This is a genomic window from Dyella kyungheensis, from assembly GCF_016905005.1.
Taxonomy (GTDB): domain Bacteria; phylum Pseudomonadota; class Gammaproteobacteria; order Xanthomonadales; family Rhodanobacteraceae; genus Dyella; species Dyella kyungheensis.
Window position 1 is genome coordinate 546,108 of sequence record NZ_JADIKC010000007.1, and the last position, 19,549, is coordinate 565,656.

The 19,549-nt window shown below is 65.1% G+C and carries 23 protein-coding genes, 1 tRNA gene and 1 other RNA gene; 15 read left to right on the top strand and 10 right to left on the bottom strand.

Translation table 11 applies throughout. The annotated features are described in order from the left end of the window. The first annotated feature begins 474 nt into the window (after window positions 1–474). The 5 genes from pepQ (at window position 475) to cydX (ending at window position 5,096) form a co-directional block, all read left to right on the top strand. Window positions 475–1,797 carry a Xaa-Pro dipeptidase gene (pepQ, locus tag ISP20_RS16980; RefSeq protein WP_204637285.1) on the top strand — a complete coding sequence of 441 codons (1,323 nt, stop codon included), beginning with the start codon at window positions 475–477 and terminating at the stop codon, window positions 1,795–1,797. Between the two features lie 182 nt (window positions 1,798–1,979). Then, window positions 1,980–2,222: a hypothetical protein gene (locus ISP20_RS16985; protein ID WP_204637286.1), complete on the top strand. Its 243-nt coding sequence runs from the start codon at window positions 1,980–1,982 to the stop codon at window positions 2,220–2,222. After that, a complete protein-coding gene (locus tag ISP20_RS16990; RefSeq protein WP_338031029.1) occupies window positions 2,222–3,805 on the top strand; it encodes a cytochrome ubiquinol oxidase subunit I in 1,584 nt (527 codons plus the stop codon). The genes ISP20_RS16985 and ISP20_RS16990 overlap by 1 nt, the downstream gene beginning before the upstream one ends. Window positions 3,806–3,815: 10 nt before the next feature. Beyond that, window positions 3,816–4,946, top strand: coding sequence for a cytochrome d ubiquinol oxidase subunit II (gene cydB, locus ISP20_RS16995; RefSeq protein ID WP_204637288.1), 1,131 nt, complete (start codon window positions 3,816–3,818; stop codon window positions 4,944–4,946). An 18-nt stretch (window positions 4,947–4,964) separates the two neighbouring features. Next, a complete protein-coding gene (cydX, locus tag ISP20_RS17000; RefSeq protein ID WP_204637289.1) occupies window positions 4,965–5,096 on the top strand; it encodes a cytochrome bd-I oxidase subunit CydX in 132 nt (43 codons plus the stop codon). A gap of 95 nt (window positions 5,097–5,191) precedes the next feature. On the opposite strand, the gene ISP20_RS17005 is transcribed toward cydX, so the two are convergent. Next, window positions 5,192–6,496, bottom strand: coding sequence for an aminopeptidase P N-terminal domain-containing protein (locus ISP20_RS17005; protein ID WP_239535983.1), 1,305 nt, complete (start codon window positions 6,494–6,496; stop codon window positions 5,192–5,194). Window positions 6,497–6,498: 2 nt separating this feature from the next. After that, window positions 6,499–7,059, bottom strand: coding sequence for a UPF0149 family protein (locus ISP20_RS17010; protein WP_204637291.1), 561 nt, complete (start codon window positions 7,057–7,059; stop codon window positions 6,499–6,501). A 102-nt stretch (window positions 7,060–7,161) separates the two neighbouring features. On the opposite strand from ISP20_RS17010, the gene ISP20_RS17015 reads away from it, so the two are divergent. From ISP20_RS17015 to rpiA, 6 genes are all read left to right on the top strand, one after another. Next, entirely contained in the window at window positions 7,162–7,401 is a 240-nt protein-coding gene (locus ISP20_RS17015; RefSeq protein WP_204637292.1) for a TIGR02449 family protein, read from the top strand. A 7-nt stretch (window positions 7,402–7,408) separates the two neighbouring features. Then, entirely contained in the window at window positions 7,409–7,717 is a 309-nt protein-coding gene (locus ISP20_RS17020; protein ID WP_425490846.1) for a cell division protein ZapA, read from the top strand. Window positions 7,718–7,723: 6 nt separating this feature from the next. Continuing rightward, window positions 7,724–7,910: non-coding RNA, 6S RNA (gene ssrS / locus ISP20_RS17025), on the top strand. A gap of 74 nt (window positions 7,911–7,984) precedes the next feature. Beyond that, window positions 7,985–8,605: a 5-formyltetrahydrofolate cyclo-ligase gene (locus ISP20_RS17030; protein WP_204637294.1), complete on the top strand. Its 621-nt coding sequence runs from the start codon at window positions 7,985–7,987 to the stop codon at window positions 8,603–8,605. Further along, window positions 8,602–9,066: an EVE domain-containing protein gene (locus ISP20_RS17035; protein WP_204637295.1), complete on the top strand. Its 465-nt coding sequence runs from the start codon at window positions 8,602–8,604 to the stop codon at window positions 9,064–9,066. Before ISP20_RS17030 ends, ISP20_RS17035 begins: the two co-directional genes overlap by 4 nt. A 28-nt stretch (window positions 9,067–9,094) precedes the next feature. After that, the gene (gene rpiA / locus ISP20_RS17040) at window positions 9,095–9,733 is read left to right on the top strand and encodes a ribose-5-phosphate isomerase RpiA (protein WP_204637296.1); all 639 of its coding nucleotides are present in this window, start codon (window positions 9,095–9,097) and stop codon (window positions 9,731–9,733) included. Window positions 9,734–9,800: 67 nt separating this feature from the next. On the opposite strand, the gene ISP20_RS17045 is transcribed toward rpiA, so the two are convergent. Further along, on the bottom strand, window positions 9,801–10,709 hold the full coding sequence (locus ISP20_RS17045; RefSeq protein ID WP_204637297.1) for a LysR family transcriptional regulator: 909 nt from the start codon (window positions 10,707–10,709) through the stop codon (window positions 9,801–9,803). A 93-nt stretch (window positions 10,710–10,802) separates the two neighbouring features. Between ISP20_RS17045 and pcaD the strand changes: the two genes are divergently transcribed. Next, complete coding sequence (gene pcaD / locus ISP20_RS17050; protein WP_204637298.1) at window positions 10,803–11,600, top strand: 3-oxoadipate enol-lactonase; 798 nt, start codon at window positions 10,803–10,805, stop codon at window positions 11,598–11,600. A gap of 447 nt (window positions 11,601–12,047) precedes the next feature. On the opposite strand, the gene ISP20_RS17055 is transcribed toward pcaD, so the two are convergent. The 3 genes from ISP20_RS17055 to rplM all read right to left on the bottom strand — a co-directional run bounded on the left by ISP20_RS17055 (window position 12,048) and on the right by rplM (window position 13,018). Further along, window positions 12,048–12,121, bottom strand: a tRNA-Gln gene (locus ISP20_RS17055). 66 nt (window positions 12,122–12,187) lie between these two features. Next, complete coding sequence (rpsI, locus tag ISP20_RS17060; RefSeq protein ID WP_046972627.1) at window positions 12,188–12,580, bottom strand: 30S ribosomal protein S9; 393 nt, start codon at window positions 12,578–12,580, stop codon at window positions 12,188–12,190. Window positions 12,581–12,589: 9 nt separating this feature from the next. After that, window positions 12,590–13,018 (bottom strand): 50S ribosomal protein L13, encoded by a 429-nt coding sequence (gene rplM, locus ISP20_RS17065; RefSeq protein WP_204637299.1) that lies wholly within the window; start codon window positions 13,016–13,018, stop codon window positions 12,590–12,592. A gap of 140 nt (window positions 13,019–13,158) precedes the next feature. Between rplM and ISP20_RS17070 the strand changes: the two genes are divergently transcribed. Together ISP20_RS17070 and coq7 are read left to right on the top strand one after the other, a co-directional pair. Further along, window positions 13,159–14,367: a (Fe-S)-binding protein gene (locus ISP20_RS17070; protein ID WP_239535984.1), complete on the top strand. Its 1,209-nt coding sequence runs from the start codon at window positions 13,159–13,161 to the stop codon at window positions 14,365–14,367. Further along, window positions 14,364–15,005, top strand: a complete 642-nt coding sequence (coq7, locus tag ISP20_RS17075; RefSeq protein ID WP_204637301.1) for a 2-polyprenyl-3-methyl-6-methoxy-1,4-benzoquinone monooxygenase — start codon at window positions 14,364–14,366, stop codon at window positions 15,003–15,005. Before ISP20_RS17070 ends, coq7 begins: the two co-directional genes overlap by 4 nt. A 66-nt stretch (window positions 15,006–15,071) precedes the next feature. Here coq7 and speD read toward each other — a convergent pair whose 3' ends face one another. Further along, window positions 15,072–15,857 carry an adenosylmethionine decarboxylase gene (gene speD, locus ISP20_RS17080; protein ID WP_019465856.1) on the bottom strand — a complete coding sequence of 262 codons (786 nt, stop codon included), beginning with the start codon at window positions 15,855–15,857 and terminating at the stop codon, window positions 15,072–15,074. 279 nt (window positions 15,858–16,136) lie between these two features. Here speD and crp point away from each other — a divergent pair, with 279 nt between their 5' ends. Beyond that, window positions 16,137–16,832: a cAMP-activated global transcriptional regulator CRP gene (crp, locus tag ISP20_RS17085; RefSeq protein WP_204637302.1), complete on the top strand. Its 696-nt coding sequence runs from the start codon at window positions 16,137–16,139 to the stop codon at window positions 16,830–16,832. A 76-nt stretch (window positions 16,833–16,908) separates the two neighbouring features. On the opposite strand, the gene ISP20_RS17090 is transcribed toward crp, so the two are convergent. The 3 genes from ISP20_RS17090 to trpC form a co-directional block, all read right to left on the bottom strand. Continuing rightward, window positions 16,909–17,886 (bottom strand): bifunctional helix-turn-helix transcriptional regulator/GNAT family N-acetyltransferase, encoded by a 978-nt coding sequence (locus ISP20_RS17090; RefSeq protein WP_204637303.1) that lies wholly within the window; start codon window positions 17,884–17,886, stop codon window positions 16,909–16,911. 140 nt (window positions 17,887–18,026) lie between these two features. Beyond that, the gene (locus ISP20_RS17095; protein ID WP_204637304.1) at window positions 18,027–18,728 is read right to left on the bottom strand and encodes an HAD family hydrolase; all 702 of its coding nucleotides are present in this window, start codon (window positions 18,726–18,728) and stop codon (window positions 18,027–18,029) included. A gap of 8 nt (window positions 18,729–18,736) precedes the next feature. Continuing rightward, window positions 18,737–19,531 (bottom strand): indole-3-glycerol phosphate synthase TrpC, encoded by a 795-nt coding sequence (gene trpC / locus ISP20_RS17100; RefSeq protein ID WP_204637305.1) that lies wholly within the window; start codon window positions 19,529–19,531, stop codon window positions 18,737–18,739. Between the last annotated feature and the right edge of the window lie 18 nt (window positions 19,532–19,549).

Genomic DNA, 19,549 nt, shown 5'->3' on the forward strand with positions numbered 1-19,549 from the left:
CGGCTCTCGGCTCTCGGCTCTCGGCTCTCGGCTCTCAGGGGGCCCCGTATGACGCGGCGGGTGGGTGGAGGATCAGCCCGCAGGGTGGCCCGCATGGATGCGGGCCAGTTTTTCGCCAGGGCAGGATGCCCTGTCGAAAAACCCCGCAACCCACCCCGCACCTGGACGGCCGCTAGGCCCGTAAGGCGCGTCATCCGGGGGGCCCTTTCTTTCGGTTACTTTTCTTTGGGCAAGCAAAGAAAAGTGACCCGGCCTCCGGCAGGAGGACGGAAGCCCGCGGCAGGCGAGCCAGGTCGCCGTATCGCGACAACCAAGCGCAACGTCACTGGATCCCGGCCTGCGCCGGGATGACGAGCTAGGGCGCACGTGGGCCAGCCCCACCCAAAACTAGCGATACCCGCCCCACCGCGCGATCATGTCCCTTTCCCCTCTCGCCCGGTGCCACCCACCCGGCGCAGCCGCCCCGGAGTCGCCATGCAAGACCGCCTCGCCCCGCTCTACTCCCAACACCTGGCCACACTGCGCGAACGCGCCGACAAGGCACTCGCCCTGGGCAACTTCGATCACCTGGTGATCGCGTCGGGCACGCCGCTGCGCAAGTTTCTCGACGACCAGGACTATCCCTTCGTCGCCAACCCTCATTTCCGCCACTGGCTGCCGCTCAACATCCCAGGCAGCTGGATTGTCTACACGCCGGGCCACAAGCCAAAGCTGATCTTCCTGCAACCCAAGGATTACTGGCATGTCGTGCCCGCCGCGCCGAGCGGTTACTGGGTCGAGCATTTCGACATCGAGATCGTGCGCGACGCCACCGATGCCGTGGCGCTGCTGCCCAACGCCAACACCCGCCGCGCCATCATCGGCCCCGAGTGCCCCACAGTCCCGGGCGCCGAAGCGAACAACCCGCAGGCCGTGCTCGATTACCTGCATTGGCATCGCTCGTACAAGACGCCCTACGAACTGGAACTGATGCGCGAAGCCAGCCGCGTCGGCACGCGCGCCCACCGGGCCGCGGAACAGGCGTTCCGTGCCGGCGAAAGCGAAATCGGCATCCACATGGCGTACCTCGCCGCCGCCGACCAGATCGACGCCGAACTGCCCTACGCCAGCATCGTGGCGCTCAACGAACACGGCGCCGTGCTTCATTACACGCACTTCGATCGCAAGGCGCCGGCGCAAAGCCGCTCCTTCCTGATCGATGCAGGCGGCAGCGCCGCCGGCTATGCGAGCGATATCACCCGCACGTATGCCGCCCAGGGACACGCCGAATTCCAGGCGCTGATCGACAGCGTCGACGTCGCGCAGCGAGGCTTTGCCGCGAAAGTGCGTGCAGGCCAGAGCTATCCGGAACTGCACATCCACGCCCACCACGTGCTCGCCGAGGTGTTGCGCGAACACGGCATCATCCGCATGAGTGCGGAAAGCGCGGTGAGCTCCGGCGTCACTTCCGCGTTCTTCCCGCACGGCCTTGGCCATCCGATCGGTCTGCAGGTGCACGACGTGGCCGGCTTCCAGGCATCCGAAACCGGCGGCACCATCGCGCGGCCGCAAGGTCATCCCTACCTGCGCATGACGCGCGTGCTGGAGCCGGGCATGGTGGTGACGATCGAGCCGGGCCTGTACTTCATCGACATGCTGCTGGAGGAAGTGCGCGCCAAACCGGTTTCCAGCGAGATCGACTGGGCACGCGTGGAACGTCTGCGCCCCTATGGCGGCATTCGCATCGAAGACGATGTGGTGTGCACCGACGGCGAGCCCGAGAACCTCACCCGCGATGCCTTTGCGCTGATCGGCTGAACACGTATGGCCCGCCCCGCGATGGCGGGCGGGCCATAGGTAAAAACACCTACACCCTAATGCCCGGGAAATGCTGCGGCATTTCAGCCCGCGCGGCCACGCGCCGCTGCGTCAACCCTCCGCACGACAACTTCACGCCGGTTGCGTATGCTCGCCCCAAGGTACAGCTAGGGGCTTGCTGCATGTCCATGCCGTCCGCCGAACCGGTCATGCCGGTGTCGGCTCCCGTTGACCTGCCAAAACCACCGCTGCGTCGCCTGGCGCGCAAGCTGATCCTGTTGGTGCTCGCCAAGATCGTTTTCATCTCGCTGGTCTGGTGGGCGGTCGCCGCCTATTACGAGCGCCCCGATACCCGTCCCGCCGCGATCGAGCATCTGCTCGCGCCGGCGCCTTCCTCTTCCTCACCGCAAGCAGGCAACCCATGATCATCGATCCCGAGGTCGTCACGCTCTCACGCCTGCAGTTCGCGCTGACTGCGCTCTATCACTTCCTGTTCGTACCGCTCACGCTCGGCATTGTGTGGATCCTGGCCATCATGGAGGCCGTCTACGTGATGACCGGACGCGAAGTCTGGAAGCGCATGGTGCAGTTCTGGGGCGTGCTGTTCGGCATCAATTTCGCCATGGGCGTCGCCACCGGCGTCACCATGGAATTCCAGTTCGGCATGAACTGGGCGTATTACGCGCATTACGTCGGCGATGTGTTCGGCACGCCGCTGGCCATCGAAGGACTGATGGCGTTCTTCCTCGAAGCGACACTGGTGGGCCTGTTCTTCATGGGCTGGAACCGCATGTCGCGCATCGCGCACCTGCTCACGACCTGGTTCCTGGCGTTGGGCACCAATCTTTCCGCGCTGTGGATTCTGATCGCCAACGGCTGGATGCAGAATCCGGTCGGTTCGGCCTTCAACGCGCAGACCATGCGCATGGAAGTCACCTCGTTCGCGGAGGTGATGTTCAATCCGGTGGCACAGGCGAAGTTCGTGCATACGGTGAGCGCCGGCTACGTGATCGGTTCGATGTTCGTGCTGTCGATCAGCGCCTGGTATCTGCTGCGCGGCCGCAACACCGATTTCGCCAAGCGTTCGATGACGGTGGCCGCGAGCTTCGGCCTGGCCGCTGCGCTTTCCGTGGTCGTGCTGGGCGACGAATCGGGTTACGCGGTTTCCGAAAACCAGAAGATGAAGATGGCCGCCATCGAGGCCATGTGGGAAACCGAACCGGCACCCGCCTCGTTCACGCTGTTTGGCCTTCCGGACGTGGAGAACCACACCACCCACTATGCCCTGCGCATTCCGTGGGTGATGGGCCTGATCGGCACGCGCTCGATCGATCAACCCATTCCGGGCATTTCCAACCTGGTGGAGGACGCCAAGGGCCGCATCCATACCGGCCTGCAGGCGTACGACGCCATGCTGGTATTGCGCGAGGACAAGGACAACGCCCAGGCCAAGGCCATCCTCGCCGCGCACGACAAGGACATGGGTTACGCCCTGCTGCTCAAGCGCTTCATGGACGATCCGCGCAAGGCAACGCCGGCGGATATCCAGAAGGCAGCGGACAGCACGATCCCGAACGTGCCGGTGCTGTTCTGGTCGTTCCGCATCATGGTGGCCTGCGGCTTCTACTTCATCCTGCTGTTCTCCGTGATGTTCTGGCAGGCGAGCAAGCGCCAGCTCGACAAGCGCCGCTGGCTGCTCAAGGTGGCGTTGTGGAGCCTGCCGCTGCCGTGGATCTCCACCGAACTGGGCTGGATCGTGGCCGAGTACGGGCGCCAGCCGTGGGCCATCGAAGGCGTGCTGCCGACCGCGCTGGGCGTCTCCAGCGTGACGGCAGGACAGGTGTGGACCTCGCTGGGCGGCTTCGTGCTGTTCTACAGCGTGCTGGCGATCATCGACGCCGTGCTGATGGTGAAGTACGCCAAGAAGGGGCCCGACGGCCTGGGCCTGTGGCCACCGTCCGAACCCGTGCCGCCCCTGACCAACGTTGCCGCCCACGCAGGCGCCTGAGGAGAACGTCATGTTCGACTATGAAACGCTACGCGTGATCTGGTGGGCCTTGCTCGGCGTCCTGCTGATCGGCTTCGCCGTCATGGACGGCTTCGACTTCGGCGTCGCCGCGCTGCTGCGCGTGCTCGGCAAGACCGAGGACGAGCGACTGGTGATGCTGGAAACCATCGAGCCTACCTGGGAAGGCAACCAGGTGTGGTTCGTGCTGGGCGGCGGCGCGGCCTTCGCGGCATGGCCGCAGCTGTATGCGGTGTCGTTCTCGGGCATGTACCTGGCGATCTTCCTGGTGCTGCTGGCCCTGATCCTGCGACCGGTCGGCTTCAACTTTCGCGGCAAGGTGCACGATCCGCGCTGGCGTAGCTTGTGGGACGGCGTGCTCACCGCGTCGGGCATCGTGGTGATGCTGATTTCCGGGGTGGCCTTCGGCAACCTGTTCCTCGGCGCGCCGTTCCAGTTCGACAACGACCTGCGCATGAGCTGGCACGGCAGCTTCTTCGAGTTGCTGCATCCGTTCGCGCTGGTGGCCGGCCTCGTCTCGCTGACCATGCTGCTGGCGCACGGTGCCTGCTGGGCGGCCTACAAGGCCGACCACGTGGTTGCCGATCGTGCGGTGCGCGTGGCGCGCTGGACCACGCTGGCCTATGTGGTGGTCTACGTCGCGGCCGGCATCTGGCTCGCCTACGGCGTGGCGGGCTACGCGATCGTGGGACCGGTGGTCACCGATGGCGTGTCCAATCCGCTGTACAAGCAGGTCGCGCACGGCAGCAGCTGGTTCGCCAGCTACCTGGAGCATCCTTCGTTCTGGCTGGCGCCGGTGCTCGCGTTCGCCGGTGCCATCGGCGTGCAGCTCACCGTCGGCAAGAAGGGGCTCGGCGGTTTCCTGTGCAGCAGCCTGATGGTGGCGGGCACGATACTTTCCGCCGGTTTCGCGCTGTTTCCGTTCCTGCTGCCTTCGCGGCTGGATCCGCGTTCCAGCCTCACCGTGTGGGACGCATCCTCCAGCAAGGGCACGCTGGGCCTGATGCTGGCGATGACGCTGATCTTCATGCCGCTCATCATCATCTACACCAGCTGGGTCTACCGGGTGGTGCGCGGACGCGTGACGCTGGATCACGTGCGCGGCTCCGGCCACACCTACTAACCGAGAGAGGACGACACCATGTGGTATTTCTCCTGGATGCTCGGCCTCGGCCTTGCCTGCGCCTTCGGCATCCTCAATGCGATGTGGTACGAGGTGCACGCGGATGATGAAGCGCATGAGCGCAAGGAGCCGCGCCCGGCCGGGAAGTAAGCCGTTGGATTCTTGTGTGGGAGCGCACCCTGTGCGCGACTGCCTCAGCGCTTCGGCAGTCGCGCACAGGGTGCGCTCCCACAGGGTTGGGCTGGTCAGCGCGAAGCGAGCAACGCTTCAATCTCGTCCGCATCCTTGGGCACGTCGCTGGTCAGCACTTCATGGCCATCCTTCACCACGGCCACATCGTCCTCGATGCGGATGCCGATGCCGCGCCAGCGCTCGGCCACCGTGAAGTCTCCCGGCGGCACATAGATGCCCGGCTCCACCGTCACCACCATGCCAGGCTCGAGCAGGCGGGGTTCGCCGTCGACCCGGTAGTCGCCCACGTCGTGCACGTCCAGGCCCAGCCAGTGGCCGGTCTTGACCGGGAAAAAGCGCTTGTAGCTGCCTTCGGCGATGGCCTCGTCCGCCGAACCCTTGATCAGGCCAAGCGCACAGAGGCCTTCGGTGATCACGTGCACCGCCGCCTCGTGGGCCGCGTTGAAAGCGCGGCCCGGCAGCACCTCGTCGATCGCCGCCTGTTGCGCCGCCAGCACCACTTCGTACAGCGCCCGCTGTTCGCGGCTGTAGCGCCCGCTCACCGGAAACGTGCGCGTGATGTCGGACGCATAGCAGTCCACTTCCGCACCCGCATCCACCAGCAACAGATCGCCGTCGCGCAACACCGCGCGGTTCGCCGTGTAGTGCATCACGCAGGCGTTGGTGCCGCTGGCGACGATCGGCGGAAACGCGGGGACGGCCCCGTGCCGACGCATCACGCGCAGGATTTCCGCCTCGACCTCGTATTCATGCCGGCCGGCGATGGCCGCCTGCATGGCGGCGCGATGCGCCTCGGCGGCAATCGATGCCGACGAGCGCATCAACTTCAGCTCGCCGCGCGATTTGTACAGGCGCAGGTCGTGCAGCAGATGGCCCAGCGCCACGAATTCCTTCGGCACCACGCCGCCACCGCGCAACTGGCGCAGGCGGCGCATCCAGCCCAGCAGGCGGGCGTCGAATTCCGGCTCGCGGCCGAAGTGGCAGTACACCCGCGCCCTGCCCTCGATCATGCCGGGCAGGATGTCGTCGATATCGTCGATCGGGAACGCGTCGTCCATGCCGTGCTCGCTCACCGCGCGTTCGGCGCCGATGGACTCGCCATGCCAGCGCTCGTGTTCCGCGTCGCGCTCACGGCAGAACAGCACCGCCTCGCCGTGCTTGCGGCCCGGCAGCAGCGCCAGCACCGCCTCGGGCTCGGGAAAGCCCGACAGGTAGTGCAGATCCGAGTCCTGCCGGTAAGGCCAGTTGGCATCCGCATTGCGTACCCGCTCGGGCGCGGCGGCGATCAGCAGCACCGCGTCCTCGCCCGCCATGCGCATCAACTGGCGTCGACGGCGGGCGTATTCCTCGGCCGACATGGTCAATGCACGGTGTCGCTGCTTGGGCCGCGCTTGGAGCATTCGGCGAACAGCAGCATCGCGCCGAGACGCACGAATTCGTGCACTTCGATCAGCGAATCCTCGTCTTCGGATTCGTCGCCGAACTCGAACGACGAGGCGGCGATGGTGCCCAGGTCCTTGAGAATTTCCTGCGCCTCTTCGGACAACTTGGCGTGCGTTTCGGCACCGGCCAGGCCGAAGCCGCCGAGGAAACCGCGACACCAGTCGACCAGGGCGTCGGCGCGTTCGGCCAGCGGGCGATCGTCGGCCGGCAGCATCGGCTCGAAGCCCAGCTCCGGATCGGCCAGCTCGGCCTGGGTTTGTTTCAGCAAGCGGTCCAGTACCGCCTGGTCGCCGGCCGAGGGCGTGGCGGCCTCGGCGTCCAGATGCAGGGCTTCGACCAGCGACTGCCGACCGACGCGGCCGCCTCCGGCCAGGAAACCGCATAGCGAGCCATGCAGGCCGCTGGCATCTTCGGCCAGCTGGAGACGGGCGGCAGCGGCGTCCAGTTCGTCGTAGCCGATCAGCTCGTTCGCAGTCATGGCGTGGCTCCTTTCAAGACAAGCGGGCAGTTTAATGCACTGGTTCGCGAAACGTAGGCGAGCCTGCTGCGTTGGGCATACCTCCTGTTATAGTTCTGGCCCATGAGCGCGTCCGATTCCGTCAAGCCCGATCCCGTCAAGCACGAACTTGCAGCCCTCGGCGAGCAGGTCGATCGACTGCTGGACGCGGTGCGCCGTCTCAGCGAAGAAAACCGCAGCCTGCGTCACAGCCAGGAACAACTGGCGAGCGAACGGGCCGGCCTGATGGCACGCAACGAACAGGCGCGCAGCCGTGTCGAAGCAATGATCCAGCGACTGAAGGCGCTCGAGAACAATGGCTGAGAGCAGCGTGGATACCAACGCCAACGTGCCGGTCGCCCTGCGACTGGTCGATCGCGAGTTCTTGATCGCCTGCGCGCCGGAAGAGCGCGAGGGCCTGCTCGAATCGGCCGCCTTCCTCGACCGCAAGATGCGCGAATTGCGTGCCAACGCGAAGGCGCCGGGCTTCGACCGGCTGGCCGTATTGGCGGCGATCAGCGTCACGCACGAGTTCCTGGCGCTGCGCAAGCAGCACACCGGCTCTGATCAGAGCGTGACTGACGGTATTACTGCACTGCGTCGCAAGCTTGAAGCGGCACTCGACGCCCACATAAAATAGTCACGGCGTTATCTGCGGTGTGCGCCAGCACACTCTTACATTTGCCTTGTTCCTAAATACGGCCCCGGGTCGGCTTTTCATCGGTTGTTGTGCATGTCCGCCGCGTGCGGAAAGCCTCGAGACCATGTCGCCCTCCCACCTGATCCATCGTGGATCAAGGTCGTTCGGTGGGCAGCGGCATCGCGGTTAACGCCACCTATTCCCGAACTTGCGGCGCCGAAAGGCGCCGCAAGTCCAAGGGCCGCTCGCACAGCAGGAGACGCGAACGTGGACGCCAACGCCCAGCGGCGCGAAGTACGCCGGCAACTGGCCGAACAACGCCGCGCCCTCACGCCCGCGCAGCGCATTGCCGGCGCCCAGGGGCTGCGACGCAGCCTGGAGCAACTCCCGGAATACCTCACCGACGCCCGCGTGGCCGGCTACTGGGCCTGCAACGGCGAGCTGCCGCTGAACCTGATCATTCCGCCGCTGGCCACCCGCGGCCAGGAATTCCTGCTGCCGGTGATCGGCCCCCGCCATGCGCTGCGCTTCGCGCCGTGGCAGGCAGGCGAGGACGTTGCGCCCAACCGCTACGGCATTCCTGAACCTAGCGCGCCGCGCGAATTGCTGGAACCCTTCCAGCTCGACCTGGTGCTGGTGCCCGTGACGGCCTTCGACCGCCGCGGCAACCGGCTGGGCACCGGCGGCGGCTACTATGACCGCGCGTTCGCCTTCCTCAACGAGCAGGTCCGGCCGACCGAACCGCTGCTGGTTGGCATCGCTTATGCGTTCCAGGAACTGCCCGAGATCGACGAGCAGGCATGGGACGTGCCGCTCGATTTCATCGCCACCGATCGCGAACTGATCGACTGCCACGCCACCGGTGAAGACGGAGAAGCGCACGCATGAGCAAGACGACTCAGTACTGGCTGATGAAGTCGGAACCGGATGCCTTTTCCATCGACGACCTCAAGCGCAAGGGCCAGGAACACTGGGACGGCGTGCGCAACTACCAGGCGCGCAACTTCATGCGCGACGGCATGCGCATTGGCGACAAGGTTTTCTTCTACCACTCCAATTGCGCCGAACCGGGCGTCGTCGGCGTAGCCGAGGTCGCCACGGATGCCTATCCCGATCCCAGCCAGTTCGATCCCAAGAGCAAGTACTTCGACGCCGCCAGCTCGCGCGACAATCCGCGCTGGATGCTGGTGGACGTCAAGTTCGTGAAGAAGCTCAAGCGCACCATCACGCTCAAGGAACTGCAGGCCGACCCCGCCCTCGCCGACATGGCGCTGGTGCGCAAAGGCAACCGACTCTCCGTCATGCCGGTAGGCGCCGAGGAATGGCGCCATATCCTGGCGATGGAATAACGCTTTTCCCTTTACTGGAACACCACCCATGAGCGCCAACGAAAAACGCCAGGCCGGCGAAGCCGCCATCCGCTACGTCGAGAACGGTGCCATCGTCGGCGTCGGCACCGGCTCCACGGTCGCCTTCTTCATCGACGCGCTGGCCGATCTGAAGGATCGCATCGAGGGCGCGGTATCCAGTTCCGAGCAGTCCACCGCGCAGCTCAAGCGTCTGGGCATCCCGGTGCTCGACCTCAACGCCACCGGCCCGCTGAACCTGTATGTCGACGGCGCCGACGAATGCGATACGCACAAGCGCCTGATCAAGGGCGGCGGTGCGGCGCTCACGCGCGAGAAGATCATCGCGGAAGCCAGCGCCAAGTTCGTCTGCATCATCGATTCGAGCAAGCAGGTACAGCTGCTGGGCAAGTTTCCGCTGCCGATCGAAGTGATCCCGATGGCACGCAGCCTGGTCGGCCGGGAAATCGTCAAGCGCGGCGGCAACCCGGTGTGGCGCGATGGCGTGGTCACGGACAACGGCAATTGGGTGATCGACGTGCACGGGTGGCAGATTGCCGATCCGATGGCGCTGGAGAAGGATCTCAACCAGATCCCGGGCGTGGTGGCCGTGGGGTTGTTTGCGCGGCGTCCGGCGGATGTGGTGCTGGTGGGTGATCGGGTGATGTGATCGCCTCGCCGGACTCCATGTAGAAATACGAACGCCGGCGCCGCAGCCGGCGTTTTTTTGCGAGTCCTCAATGTGCACGCAGCGGCGCATCGGTGGCGAATTCCTCCAGGAAACGCCACAGCCGCTGCGCCACCGGTCCGTGCTCGCGGTCGCGGCGGCGCGCGGCGACCAGATCGTCGCGTCGCCCCGGCAGGTGCGCATTGCTGAGGTCGAGCAGACGTCCCTCCGCCAATTCCTTCTCCACCAGATGACGCGGCAGATGGCCCCAGGCGAGACCGTGCAGGATCAGTTCCTGCTTCATCGCCTGGTCCGGCACCGTGCATTGCGGCACACCCTCAAGCGTGAAGAACGCCACGGGCGGCGAATGCCGGGCGCTGTCGCGCATCACGCATTGGGTCAGGTGACGCAGGTGTTCGGGGCCGATGTCATCTGCCGGTACCGGCGGCAGCAAGGCGGGAGCGATCACCGGGACAAAGGCTACTTCGCCCAAGTCGATCCATTCCAGACGAGGATCGGCCTTGTCGACCCGGTGCAGGATCAGCTCCGCCTCGTCATCCAGCAGCCGCTCCAGCGGCCCGCTGACACTCTCGAAATAAAGCTGCAGGCGCGTCTGCGGTTCGCCGGCGAAGAAGCGCGCAAGCCTTTCCAGCACGGTCGAACGGGGGCAAAAATCGCCGATCACCACGCGCAGCTCGCTTTCCTCGCCAGCGGCCAGATGAGCGACGTGGTCGCGCAGGCCGCCCAGCTCACGCAGTAGCCCTTGGGCGCGGCGATGGAAGGATTGTCCTGCCGGTGTCAGCTCGACGCGGTATCCGCTGCGATCCAGCAGCGATAAACCCAACTGTCGCTCCAGACGGGCGACGGCAGCGAAGACCGCCGGATGCGAGCGATTCAACCGCTGCGCCGCCGCCTGGAAGCCACCGGCGGCGACTACCGCATCGAAGCACTGCAGGTCATGCAGGGTGAAATCGGGCATGTCAGTTTCCCTGACAGTGTTTATCCAGTCTTTGTAATTTATCAGGCGCGTCGCAGCAACTAGCCTGCCCTCCATTCACTGAGGAGACGCCGCATGACCCGATTGCATTACCTGACCACCCGCGATAACGCGCGCATCGCCTATCGACTCGATGGCGCGCCCGAATTGCCGTTGGTGGTGTTGTCCAATTCCATCGGCACCGATCTGCACATGTGGGACGGGCAGATCGCCGCGCTGATCGAGCACTTTCGCGTCTTGCGTTACGACGCACGTGGGCATGGTGCATCCAGTGTGCCGCCTGGGCCTTACACGTTGGAGCGGCTGGGCGAGGACGTGCTCGAGCTATTGGACGCGCTGCAGGTTCGGCGCGCGCATTTTGTCGGCCTTTCCCTGGGCGGCATCGTCGGGCAATGGCTGGCCGTGAATGCCGCCGAGCGCATCGAGCGTCTGGTGCTCGCCAATACGTCGGCGTGGTTTGGGCCACAGGATCAATGGGACGCGCGCATCGCCGACGTGCTCGAGGCCGATGATATGCAGGGCACCACGGCGATGTTTCTTGGCAACTGGTTTCCGGCGTCCTGGCTGGAACCGTTGCGTGCCGAGGTGGAACCGTTCCGCGCCACGCTGCTGGGGAGCAACAGGCATGGCTTGGCGGGGTCCTATGCCGCCGTACAGGAGACGGATCTACGACGTGCGCTGAGTTCGATCCGAGTACCGACGCTGGTGATCGCGGGTCAGTTCGATACGGTTACCGCCGCCAGTCATAGCGAGTTGATTGCCGGGGCGATTGCCGGTGCGCGCCTGCTCACGCTGCCGGCGGTGCATCTGTCGAATGTCGAGTTTCCGCGGGAGTTTGACGGGGCGGTGTTGGAGTTTTTGATGGAGCGTTGAAGGCGGGGCAATTTAGAGTAGGGATTTGTCGAGAATTGGGTCGCGCTCTATCGCTCGATAGCAAAAACAAAAAGCTCGCCCTTCAGGGCGAGCTTCTGTTTGCGTGACGACTGCGGATTGTTCGCCCCATCCATGCTTCGCGCTTCGCGCTACGAGCGCCAGCGCTGCGCGCTGTCCAGGTTTGCTTCAGACAAATTTGTCGAACATTGGGTCGTCTCCTGACTCTCCCAGTCAAAATGAAAAGCCCGCCAGTTAGGCGGGCTTCGTTGGCGTGACGACTGGGGATTGTTCGCCCCATCCATGGGGCTCACCCCTCCGCGCTGCGCGCTCCGGGGCCAGCGCTGCGCGCTGTCCAAATTTGTTCCGGACAAATTTGTCGAACGTTGGGTCGTCTCCCGTACTCCCAGTCAAAATAAAAGGCCCGCCATTTAGGCGGGCCTTTTATTTTGGCTGGGAGACTAGGATTCGAACCTAGATAAACGGAGTCAGAGTCCGTTGTCCTACCGTTAGACGATCTCCCAAAACCCTGCGGAGCGGTGCGCTCTGACTTGGTGCACCGGACCGTCGAAGCAACTCTCCGAGGAGAATTAGCGCTTCGAGAACTGGGTAGCGCGGCGGGCCTTATGCAGACCGACCTTCTTGCGCTCGACCTCGCGGGCGTCGCGGGTTACGAAGCCAGCCTTGCGGAGCTGGGACTTCAGGCTTTCGTCGTACTCGATCAGGGCGCGAGCGATGCCGAGGCGGATCGCACCGGCCTGGCCGGTGATGCCGCCGCCGGCGACGGTCACGTTGACGTCGAACTTGTCGGTCGCTTCGATCAGCTCGAGCGGCTGACGCACGATCATGCGCGAGGTTTCACGACCGAAGAACTGGTCGAGGGTCTTGCCGTTGACCGTGATCGCGCCACTGCCCTTGCGCAGGAACACGCGAGCGGCGGAGGTCTTGCGGCGGCCGGTGCCGTAGTTCTGCTGGATCGCCATACTGATTCCTTAGAGTTCCAGCGCCTGCGGCTGCTGTGCGGTATGCGGGTGCTCGGCGCCGCCGTACACCTTGAGCTTGCGGTACATCTCGCGGCCGAGCGGATTCTTCGGCAGCATGCCCTTGACGGCGATTTCGATGACGCGCTCCGGATGCGTGGCGAGCAGGTCCTTCAGACTCATGGTCTTGAGGTTGCCGACGTAACCGGTGAAGCGGTGGTACATCTTGTCGTCCAGCTTGGCACCGGTGACGGCCACCTTCTCGGCGTTGACCACGACGATGTAATCGCCGGTGTCGACGTGCGGGGTGAATTCCGGCTTGTGCTTGCCACGCAGGCGGCGGGCGATCTCGGTCGACAGACGACCGAGCGTCTTGTCCGTGGCGTCAATCACGAACCAATCGCGCTTGACGCTTTCCGGCTTGGCGCTGAACGTTTTCATTTCAGAATACCTGGTCTGCCGCCTCGAGGGCGGTTCACATAATCGGTGGAACAAAGGCGCGAGATGATAACGGAGTTTTCATCAATCGCGCAAGCCCACCGACCGGTGGGATGCGAGCTGGCAATGATAGCATGACGACCATGGCGCTTGAAAAGCCCCCACATACTCGAAACCAGAAGATCGCCGCCCTTGCCGACCAATGCGTGCAATGCGGCCTGTGCCTTCCCACCTGTCCCACCTATGCTCTTGACGGCAATGAAGCGGAGTCTCCGCGCGGCCGCATCGCCATTGCCGCGGCGCTGGCCCGGGGCGATGCGGAGCCCACGGAGGCCCTGCGCATCCATCTGGATCACTGCCTGGGCTGCCTCAATTGCCAGCGCGTTTGCCCCGCCAACGTCAAATACGACGAGTTGCTGGTGGAAACCCGGGCCCTGATCGGCCCGTCGCCGCGACGCCCAAAGGCGTTGCTGGCGATGCTGAAGCAGCCCACGCTGCTGCGGTGGGCCGACCGCCTGGCGGACAGCACCGGGCTGCAGTCATGGAAACAGCGTCTGGCCGATCGCCTGCCGGTCCATTCGGCTTGGCGGGCCGCCTTGCAGACCTGGCCAGCCCCGGAGCGCGCGTCCGCGGCAACGGCGCCCCTGCACGAACACACCGACCAGCCCAGCGTCGCCCTCTTCCCCGGCTGCGTGGCCAGCGTCGAGGACGAAGCCGCGGAACGCGCCGCGATCACCCTGCTACGGGCCGCGGGCTACCGTGTCGAACGCTTGCCGGCTTTCTGTTGTGGCGCGATGGACCTGCATGGCGGCGACATGGGCACGGCCGAGCGCCTGGCCGAACGGGTGCGCGACAGCTGGCGACAGTCGGGTGCCAAGCAACTCGTCACGGTGACGCCCGGTTGCCTGGGTACGTTGCGCCGCGCGCTGCCCGAAGTCACCGTAAGCGATCCGGTCACCCTGCTGGCCCAACGCAAGGACCAGCTCACGTTCCGCCCGCTCGAGCGCCGCGTAGCCGTGCATTTTCCCTGCACGCAGATCAATGTCGCGCGCAGCGAATCGGCGCTGGAGGATCTCCTTCGGCAGGTACCGTCACTGGATATAGCGGTAGTGCCGCGTCCGCCGCACTGTTGCGGCGCAGCCGGCACGCACATGCTGGAATTTCCCGAGCGTGCGGCCCGTCTTCGCGACGGCGTGCTTGGACAGATCGCCCGCTTGGCACCCGAGCAGGTGTTGTCGTCCAATATCGGTTGTCGCCTGCATCTCGCCGCGGGCATGGATGCGCAGGGCTCGCCGTGGCCGGCCATGCATCCGCTGACGCTGCTGGCACAGCAACTGGAGATATCGCCATGAACGCACGCACGCTGTCCCCGCTTGATCGCCTGCTGTCCGGGATCGAACGCGCCCTGGAAACCGTGTCCGGCGCACCGGAAGCCGCCCGCCCCTCGCCAGCCGATGCCGTCGACGAAGCCGACATGGACGATGCCGAACGCCGCCACGCCGCCGGCCTCATGCGCATCAACCACACCGGCGAGGTCTGCGCGCAGGCGCTTTACGACGGGCAGGCCGCGCTGGCCCGCAATGAGGACATCCGCGAACACCTGCAGCACGCCGCCGCCGAAGAAACCGACCATCTCGCCTGGTGCGCCGATCGCCTGAAGGAACTGGACAGCCGCCCCAGCCTGTTCAATCCCCTGTGGTATGCAGGCAGCTATGCCATCGGCGCGCTGGCGGCGCTGGCGGGCGATCCGGTCAGCCTGGGCTTCGTAGTGGAAACGGAGCGCCAGGTGGAGGCGCATCTGGAAGAACATCTCGACCAGTTACCCGCCCAGGACGAACGCTCACGCGCGGTGCTCACGCAGATGCAGGCCGACGAGATTCGCCATGCCCACAACGCCCGCGAGCGCGGCGGCATCGATCTGCCGTTTCCGATTCCCGGCGTGATGCATTTGACGTCGATGGTGATGAAGGCCGTGGCGTACCGCGTCTGAATGCCGCTCCCACAGGGGAGTCGGCAACGCCGCGCAAAAAAAACCCGCCTTTCGGCGGGTTTTTCGTTACATCAGGTTGCGGCCGTGAAACAACTCCTCGATCTCGCGGCGCAGCAGCGACTCTATCCGCTGGCGCTCCTTGAACGAGAGGTCGTCAGCATGCGCCTCGAACAGATACGTATCGAGGTCGAAATCCTTGATATGCATCTTCGTGTGGAACATGTTTTCCTGGTACACGTTCACGTCGAACATCTCGTACTTCTGGCGGATGTGCTTGGCCAGGTAATCCTGCACCGAGTTGATCTTGTGATCGATGAAGTGCTTCTTGCCCTTCACGTCGCGCGTGAAGCCGCGCACGCGGTAGTCGGCGATCACGATGTCCGATTCGAAGCTGTCGATCAGGTAGTTCAGGGCCTTCAGCGGCGAGATCACGCCGCAGGTGGCCACATCGATGTCCGCGCGGAAGGTCGCAATGCCGTTGTGCGGGTGCGTTTCCGGGTAGGTGTGGACGGTGATATGGCTCTTGTCCAGGTGCGCGACCACCGCATCGGAGATGGTGTCGCGGCCCAGCTTCTCCACCACCGGTTCCTCGGAAATGAGAATGGTGACGGAAGCGCCTTGCGGATCGTAGTCCTGGCGTGCAATGTTCAGGATGTTGGCGCCGATGATTTCGGCCACATCCGTCAGGATCTGGGTCAGGCGATCGGCGTCGTACTGCTCGTCGATGTATTCGATGTAACGCTGGCGCTGTTCTTCCGACACCGCATAGCAGATGTCGTAGATGTTGAAGCTCAGGGCCTTCGTCAGATTGTTGAAGCCCTGCAGACGCAGGCGGGGAAGCGGTTTAACCACAGCGACTCTCCATGGCCAGGGGTGGGGCCAGCAGTAGAGGCGGGTTAGCTACAAGGGTCCCCGCTGGATAATTCGACGTGAAAGCATGAAGCTTCCACGACCCTTGTGACCGGACCGCGACAAAGGGATCGCGTCCGAAAGACCGTGAAGTATGCGGCAAAAAAAAGGAAAACTGAACCTCCGGCAGCGCCGGTTAGTTTGCCATAATGCCCGGAGGGGTAAGGTTTGGACTACCGGGGGACGCCTAGCGGCCCCCGTTTTGAATCAACGGGATCTCACGTGGCGCAACTCAAATATCAGCTACAGCAGGCTTTTGAACGGTCCCAGGCACCAGCGAACTTCGCACCTGATCCGGCGTCGATGGAGCGTTTTCTTGCGCTTTGCCATCGCCGGCGCTATCCGGGCAAGACCGCCATCATCCGTCCTGGAGACCCCGCCAACACGCTCTATTACATCGTGGACGGCTCGCTGGCCGTGTGCACCGAGGACGAGCAGGGTCGCGAACTGATCCTGGCCTACATCAGCCGAGGCCAGTTCATCGGCGAAATGGGCCTGTTCGTGGAGCAGGCGCAGCGCGAGTCGATGGTGCGCACCCGTACCGCCTGCGAGATGGCCGAAATCAGCTATGAGCGCCTGTTCCAGCTGATGGAAGGCCCGCTGCGCGAGGAATGCCCGAAGATCCTGTTCGCCATCGGCTCCCAGCTGACCCATCGCCTGCTGCGCACCTCGCGCCAGGTCAGCCGCATGGCCTTCATGGACGTGACCAACCGCATCTCCAAGACGCTGCTGGACCTGTGCCAGGAGCCCGATGCGATGACCCATCCGGAAGGCACCCAGATCCGCATTTCCCGCCAGGAAGTGAGCCGCATCGTGGGTTGTTCGCGCGAGATGGTGGGCCGCGTGCTCAAGCAGCTCGAGGAACAGGGCATGATCGACGTGGCCGGCAAGACCATCGTGGTGCGCGGCACCCGCTGAGCGCCACCAGGCCTGCCCGTACGAAGAAGCCCGGCCTCGGCCGGGTTTCTCTTTTTCAGGCCAAGGGCACCGCCGCTCAGCTGCCGCTGGCGCCCTGGCGACGGCCGGGCTGGTAGACCATGTAGACGTCGGCCCGCTCATAGTGCGAGCCCGCGCGCACCGAGGGCTGCAGCACGAAACCGGCCTGCTCGTACATGCGCAATGCGGTCTTGAGCCGGCTGTTGGATTCCAGGAACAGCTCCTTGCCGTCGCGGCGGTGGAACTCGGCGATGGCCGCCGCCAGCAGGACGCGGCCCGCGCCCATGCCCCGGAAGGTCTCGTCCACGCCCATTTTGGAAAGCTCGTAGACGCCCGGGGCTTCGTGCAACAGCGCACAGGTGCCGATGACCTCGCCCGCCAGCCGGGCAAAGAAGATCGCGCCGCCCGGCGCCAGCACGTGGCGCTCCGGGTCGCCGAGGATCTCGCGGTCGATGTCCTCGATGCGGAAATAGCGCTCCAGCCAATGCGCGTTGAGCCGGTAGAAGTGCTCCTTCAGCGCGGGCTCGTACGGCACGACCTCCAGCGCGGCCTTGGCCACGAAAGCGTGCTCGGCGAGCATGGCGTCGACCACGGAACGCTCCTGCACGGCAGCTTCGGTGGCGGCGAGCGCGTTGAGCAACGCTTCCAGCCCCTCCTCCCCCAGCGACTTCACGATGCCCCGCCGCACGGCCACCCAGATCGGCCCCAGTGCCGAGAGGTCGGCACGCCCCTTGTCGGTCAGCGCGAGCAGGCTGCGGCGGCCGTCCTGGGCGTCCTTCTTGCGGCAGACCAGGCCCGCGTCGACCAGCTTGTCGGCCAGCTGGCTCACCGCCGAATGGGTTTGTCCGATGGCCTGCGCCACATCGCTCACCGTGGTTTGGCCGTTCTCCCACAGGAAGCGCAGCACCGGGAACCAGCGCGATTCCACCCCGGCCCCGCAGGTGCGGTAAACCTCGTCCACGGCGGCATAGAAATGATCGCTGAGTGCTTTGAGCCGGCTACCGAGCGCCAGCTGGGCGAGCGAAGGGAGATACATTCCGACAACCCTCGAACCAATGATGTGAGTAGCCACACCGCCCCTGTAGGAGCGCACCCTGTGCGCGACCGCTTTTGATCGAAGGCTGTCGCTAAAACCGGTCGCGCACAGGGTGCGCTCCTACAGGGGGCGTGGGCGGATCAGAACCAGTCGACGCGGGTGATGGTACGACCCAGCGCCCGCTCCAGCTTCTTGCAAAGCGCGGGCGTGCCATTGACCAGCACGGCCTCCGCCGCAGGTTTGAGCATGGGGGCATCGACCGCCGAGTCGCTATAGGCCACATGCCACTCGCCAACACCGAAAGCCGCCAGCTGCGCCGGTTTGCGGCGGCCCACGTTGTGCAGCTTCACGCGCATGCCCAACAGCCCCGGCCGAAGCTGCGAGGCCAGCACGTCGACCTCGCCCAGCCCCAGCTGGTCAAGGATGTGGCGGACCAGCACGTGCTCGCAGCCGGTAACCACGATGACCCGGTCGCCGGCCGCCTGGTGCCGGCGCAGCGCGCTCAGGCCATCGCGGCAGAACTGCTTGGGACGGCGCACCAGACCGGCACCGAAGGCTTCCGCCGCGAGCCGATAGCGCTGCTCGTTGAGACCGAGCAAACCCACGTGCACCAGCGCGCGCTCGGCCAGCCTGCGCGAGAACGGCACCACCAGGATCATCCAGGGCAGCGCGAATACGGCGCCCAGCTTGCGCAGCCAGGAGCGCTGGAAGCGGTCGCGCATGAACAGGTAGAACGCGTCACCGTGAATCAGCACGCCGTCGAAATCGAACAGCACCGTGCGCGGCGCAAGCACGGCCGCCGCCTCGGCTGCCGGCTCGAGAGGGGTTTCCGCTGTGCTCATGGGAACGCTCAGGTCGCGGCGAACAGGCGCTTCAGTTCCGCGCCCGGATCCTCGGCGCGCATGAACGCTTCGCCGACGAGAAATGCGTTGATGCCCGCATCGCGCAAGGTGGCCACGTCGTCGGGCGTGTGGATGCCCGATTCGCTGACCAGGATGCGGTCGTACTCCATCAACTGCTGCAGCTCCAGCGAGGTGTCCAGCGAGGTATGGAAGGTGCGCAGATTGCGGTTGTTCACGCCGATCAGCGGCACCGGCAGCGCCAGCGCGCGTTCCAGCTCCTCGGCGTCATGCACTTCGCACAGCACGTCGAGGTCGAGCTCGGCGGCCAGCAGCGAGAGTTCGAGCAAGGCTGAATCGGCCAGCGCCGCGACGATCAGCAGGATGCAGTCGGCACCGATCACGCGCGCCTCGTACACCTGGTACGGATCGATCACGAAGTCCTTGCGCAGCACCGGCAGCGAGCACGCATCGCGCGCCTGTTGCAGGAAATCTTCGCTGCCCTGGAAGAAATCCTTGTCGGTCAGCACCGAGAGGCAGGCTGCGCCGCCCTGCTCGTAGCTGCGCGCGATCGCGGCGGGATGGAAGTCGGGGCGGATCACGCCCTTGCTGGGGCTCGCGCGCTTCACCTCGGCGATCACGGCGGGCAGGCCTGCTTCGATCTTGCCTTCGATGGCGGCAGCGAATCCGCGGGTTTCCGGCAGGTCCGCCACGCGCGAGGACAGTTCCGCCAGCGGCAGCCTGGCGCTGCGCTCGGCCACTTCTTCGGTCTTGCGGGTGAGGATGCGCTGGAGAATATCGGTCATGGCAAAAGCTTGGGGGGA

Bases quoted from the DNA above. Each gene is read 5' to 3' on its own strand.
- ISP20_RS16985 (WP_204637286.1), top strand. From the start codon at position 1,980: ATGTCCATGCCGTCCGCCGAACCGGTCATGCCGGTGTCGGCTCCCGTT.
- ISP20_RS17070 (WP_239535984.1), top strand. From the start codon at position 13,159: ATGGCGCTTGAAAAGCCCCCACATACTCGAAACCAGAAGATCGCCGCC.
- rplM (WP_204637299.1), bottom strand. From the start codon at position 13,018: ATGAAAACGTTCAGCGCCAAGCCGGAAAGCGTCAAGCGCGATTGGTTC.
- trpC (WP_204637305.1), bottom strand. From the start codon at position 19,531: ATGACCGATATTCTCCAGCGCATCCTCACCCGCAAGACCGAAGAAGTG.
- rpiA (WP_204637296.1), top strand. From the start codon at position 9,095: ATGAGCGCCAACGAAAAACGCCAGGCCGGCGAAGCCGCCATCCGCTAC.
- ISP20_RS17015 (WP_204637292.1), top strand. From the start codon at position 7,162: ATGAGCGCGTCCGATTCCGTCAAGCCCGATCCCGTCAAGCACGAACTT.
- pcaD (WP_204637298.1), top strand. From the start codon at position 10,803: ATGACCCGATTGCATTACCTGACCACCCGCGATAACGCGCGCATCGCC.
- ISP20_RS17045 (WP_204637297.1), bottom strand. From the start codon at position 10,709: ATGCCCGATTTCACCCTGCATGACCTGCAGTGCTTCGATGCGGTAGTC.
- ISP20_RS17095 (WP_204637304.1), bottom strand. From the start codon at position 18,728: ATGAGCACAGCGGAAACCCCTCTCGAGCCGGCAGCCGAGGCGGCGGCC.
- pepQ (WP_204637285.1), top strand. From the start codon at position 475: ATGCAAGACCGCCTCGCCCCGCTCTACTCCCAACACCTGGCCACACTG.
- ISP20_RS17005 (WP_239535983.1), bottom strand. From the start codon at position 6,496: ATGTCGGCCGAGGAATACGCCCGCCGTCGACGCCAGTTGATGCGCATG.
- coq7 (WP_204637301.1), top strand. From the start codon at position 14,364: ATGAACGCACGCACGCTGTCCCCGCTTGATCGCCTGCTGTCCGGGATC.
- ISP20_RS17010 (WP_204637291.1), bottom strand. From the start codon at position 7,059: ATGACTGCGAACGAGCTGATCGGCTACGACGAACTGGACGCCGCTGCC.
- ISP20_RS17090 (WP_204637303.1), bottom strand. From the start codon at position 17,886: ATGTATCTCCCTTCGCTCGCCCAGCTGGCGCTCGGTAGCCGGCTCAAA.
- rpsI (WP_046972627.1), bottom strand. From the start codon at position 12,580: ATGGCGATCCAGCAGAACTACGGCACCGGCCGCCGCAAGACCTCCGCC.
- ISP20_RS17035 (WP_204637295.1), top strand. From the start codon at position 8,602: ATGAGCAAGACGACTCAGTACTGGCTGATGAAGTCGGAACCGGATGCC.
- cydX (WP_204637289.1), top strand. From the start codon at position 4,965: ATGTGGTATTTCTCCTGGATGCTCGGCCTCGGCCTTGCCTGCGCCTTC.
- cydB (WP_204637288.1), top strand. From the start codon at position 3,816: ATGTTCGACTATGAAACGCTACGCGTGATCTGGTGGGCCTTGCTCGGC.